3 protein-coding genes are annotated in these 3276 nt (G+C 65.4%); all 3 read left to right on the top strand.

All coding sequences use genetic code 11. The features are described from left to right. Positions 1 to 167 (top strand): citrate/2-methylcitrate synthase (locus AB5S05_RS21945; protein ID WP_369289620.1); only part of this gene is annotated, 167 nt, incomplete at its 5' end. Then, positions 168 to 2777, top strand: a complete 2610-nt coding sequence (gene acnD / locus AB5S05_RS21940; protein WP_369289619.1) for a Fe/S-dependent 2-methylisocitrate dehydratase AcnD — start codon at positions 168 to 170, stop codon at positions 2775 to 2777. Between the two features lie 135 nt (positions 2778 to 2912). Next, a partial coding sequence (locus AB5S05_RS21935; RefSeq protein WP_500181266.1) for an aconitate B occupies positions 2913 to 3276 on the top strand: 364 nt, incomplete at its 3' end.

Raw genomic sequence — 3276 nt, 5'->3', positions numbered from 1 at the left:
TGGGCGTGCCCACCGCCATGTTCACGCCGCTGTTTGTCATCGCCCGCACCTCGGGCTGGTCCAGCCACGTCATCGAGCAGCGCATCGACGGCAAGATCATCCGTCCGAGCGCCAACTACGTCGGTCCGGAAGATCTCAAGTTCGTGCCGCTCAAGGATCGCAAGTAAATGAACACTCAATTTCGCAAACCACTGGTCGGCACCCAGCTGGACTATTTCGACGCCCGCGAGGCCGTCGACGTCATCAAGCCCGGAGCCTGGGCCGGCCTGCCGTACACCAGCCGCGTGTTGGCCGAGCAGTTGGTGCGCCGCTGCGAGCCGAACAGCCTGAACGCCGCGCTGGAGCAACTTATCGAGCGCAAGCGCGACCTGGACTTCCCCTGGTACCCGGCCCGCGTAGTCTGTCATGACATCCTCGGCCAGACCGCGCTGGTCGACCTGGCCGGCCTGCGCGACGCCATCGCCGAGCAGGGCGGTGACCCGTCCAAGGTCAACCCGGTGGTGCCGACCCAGCTGATCGTCGATCACTCGCTGGCCGTTGAGGCGGCGGGTTTCGATCCGGACGCCTTCGAGAAGAACCGCGCCATCGAAGACCGCCGTAACGAGGACCGCTTCCATTTTATCGAGTGGACCAAGACCGCGTTCAAGAACGTCGACGTGATCCCGGCCGGCAACGGCATCATGCACCAGATCAATCTGGAGAAGATGAGCCCGGTGATCCAGGCCCGTGGCGGCGTGGCCTTCCCCGACACCTGTGTCGGCACCGACAGCCACACCCCCCATGTCGACGCCCTGGGCGTAATCGCCATCGGTGTCGGCGGCCTGGAGGCCGAGACCGTGATGCTGGGGCATCCGTCGATGATGCGCCTGCCCGATATCGTCGGTGTCAGGCTCAGCGGCAAGCGCCCGAGCGGCATCACCGCCACCGATATCGTCCTGGCCCTGACCGAGTTCCTGCGCAAGGAGCGAGTGGTCGGTGCCTGGGTCGAATTCTTCGGCGAGGGCGCCGACAGCCTGTCGATCGGCGACCGCGCGACCATCTCCAACATGTGTCCGGAGTACGGCGCCACCGCGGCGATGTTCTACATCGACCAGCAGACCATCGACTACCTCAAGCTCACCGGGCGCGAGCCGGAGCAGGTGGCCCTGGTCGAGCATTACGCCAAGACCACCGGCCTGTGGGCCGATGCCCTGGTCTCCGCCGAGTACGAGCGCGTGCTGCAGTTCGATCTGAGCACGGTGGTGCGCAACATGGCCGGGCCATCCAACCCGCACCGCCGCCTACCGACCTCGGCGCTGACCGAGCGCGGCATCGCCGACGAGGCCAAGCTGCAGGCTGGCAAGAACGAGGAAGCCGAGGGGCTGATGCCCGATGGCGCGGTGATCATCGCCGCCATCACCAGCTGCACCAACACCTCCAACCCGCGCAACCTGGTGGCCGCCGGCCTCCTGGCGAAGAAAGCCAACGAGCTGGGCCTGCTGCGCAAGCCCTGGGTGAAGAGCTCCTTCGCGCCGGGCTCCAAGGTCGCCAAGCTGTACCTGGAAGAGGCCGGCTTGCTGGCTGAACTGGAGAAGCTCGGCTTCGGCATCGTCGCCTACGCCTGCACCACCTGTAACGGCATGTCCGGCGCGCTGGATCCGCTGATCCAGCAGGAAATCATCGACCGCGACCTCTATGCCACCGCCGTACTGAGCGGCAACCGCAACTTCGACGGGCGCATCCACCCCTACGCCAAGCAGGCCTTCCTGGCTTCGCCGCCGCTGGTAGTGGCCTATGCTATCGCCGGTACCGTGCGCTTCGACATCGAGCAGGATGTGCTGGGCCATGACCAGAACGGCAATCCGGTGACCCTCAAGGATCTGTGGCCGAGCGACGAGGAAATCGACGCCATCGTCGCCGCCAGCGTAAAGCCCGAGCAGTTCAAGCAGATCTACATCCCGATGTTCGATCTCGGCACCGTGCAGGAGGCCGAAAGCCCGCTGTACGACTGGCGGCCAATGTCCACCTACATCCGTCGCCCGCCGTACTGGGAAGGCGCGCTGGCCGGCGAGCGCACGCTCAAGGGCATGCGTCCGCTGGCGATCCTGCCGGACAACATCACCACCGATCACCTGTCGCCGTCCAACGCCATCCTGCTGGATTCGGCGGCGGGCGAGTACCTGCACAAGATGGGCTTGCCGGAAGAGGACTTCAACTCCTACGCCACCCACCGCGGCGATCACCTGACCGCGCAGCGCGCCACCTTCGCCAACCCGCAGCTGGTCAACGAGATGGCCGTGGTCGATGGCCAGGTGAAGAAGGGCTCCCTGGCCCGCGTGGAACCGGAAGGCCAGGTCATGCGCATGTGGGAGGCCATAGAGACCTACATGTCGCGCAAGCAGAACCTGATCATCGTCGCCGGTGCCGACTACGGCCAGGGCAGCTCGCGTGACTGGGCAGCCAAGGGCGTGCGTTTGGCCGGCGTCGAGGTCATCGTCGCCGAGGGCTTCGAGCGCATCCATCGCACCAACCTGGTGGGCATGGGCGTGCTGCCGGTTGAATTCAAGCCGGGCACCACCCGCCTGACCCTGGGCCTGGACGGCAGCGAGACCTACGACATCAAGGGCGAGGTGGCGCCGCGCTGCGACCTGACCCTGGTGGTCAACCGCCGCGATGGCGAGGTGGTCCAGGTGCCGGTGACCTGCCGCCTGGACACCGCCGCCGATGTCAGCGTGTACCAGGCCGGCGGCGTGCTGCAGCGCTTCGCCAAGGACTTCCTGGAAGCGTCGAAAGCTTGATGTCACCGTGGGGAACTAGCGCTGCTTGTTACTGAGGTGTCGACACACCCAGAGGATATGTAGGCGCATCGCCTCACATATTTGATCGTAACCTGATCTCCCACCGTCCTGGTGGGCCGTGAAAGAGGAAAAAACGTGCTTGAAGCCTATCGCAATCACCTCGCAGAGCGCGCCGCCGAAGGCCTGCCAGGCTTGGCGCTGAACGCCGAACAAACCGCAGGCCTGGTCGAGCTGCTGAAGAACCCGCCGGCTGGCGAAGAAGCATTTCTCGTTGACCTGATCACCAACCGCGTACCGCCAGGCGTGGACGAAGCCGCCTACGTCAAGGCCGGTTTCCTCTCTGCCGTTGCCAAGGGCGAAGCCGCTTCCCCGCTGATCAACAAGCAGCGCGCCGTCGAACTGCTGGGCACCATGCAGGGCGGCTACAACATCGCCACCCTGGTCGAACTGCTCGACGATGCCGAGCTGGGCAGCGTCGCCGCCGAACAGCTCAAGCACA

The organism is Pseudomonas zhanjiangensis, assembly GCF_041027545.1.
GTDB classification, from domain to species: domain Bacteria; phylum Pseudomonadota; class Gammaproteobacteria; order Pseudomonadales; family Pseudomonadaceae; genus Aquipseudomonas; species Aquipseudomonas zhanjiangensis.
This window is presented reverse-complemented; position numbering and strand designations above follow the sequence as displayed.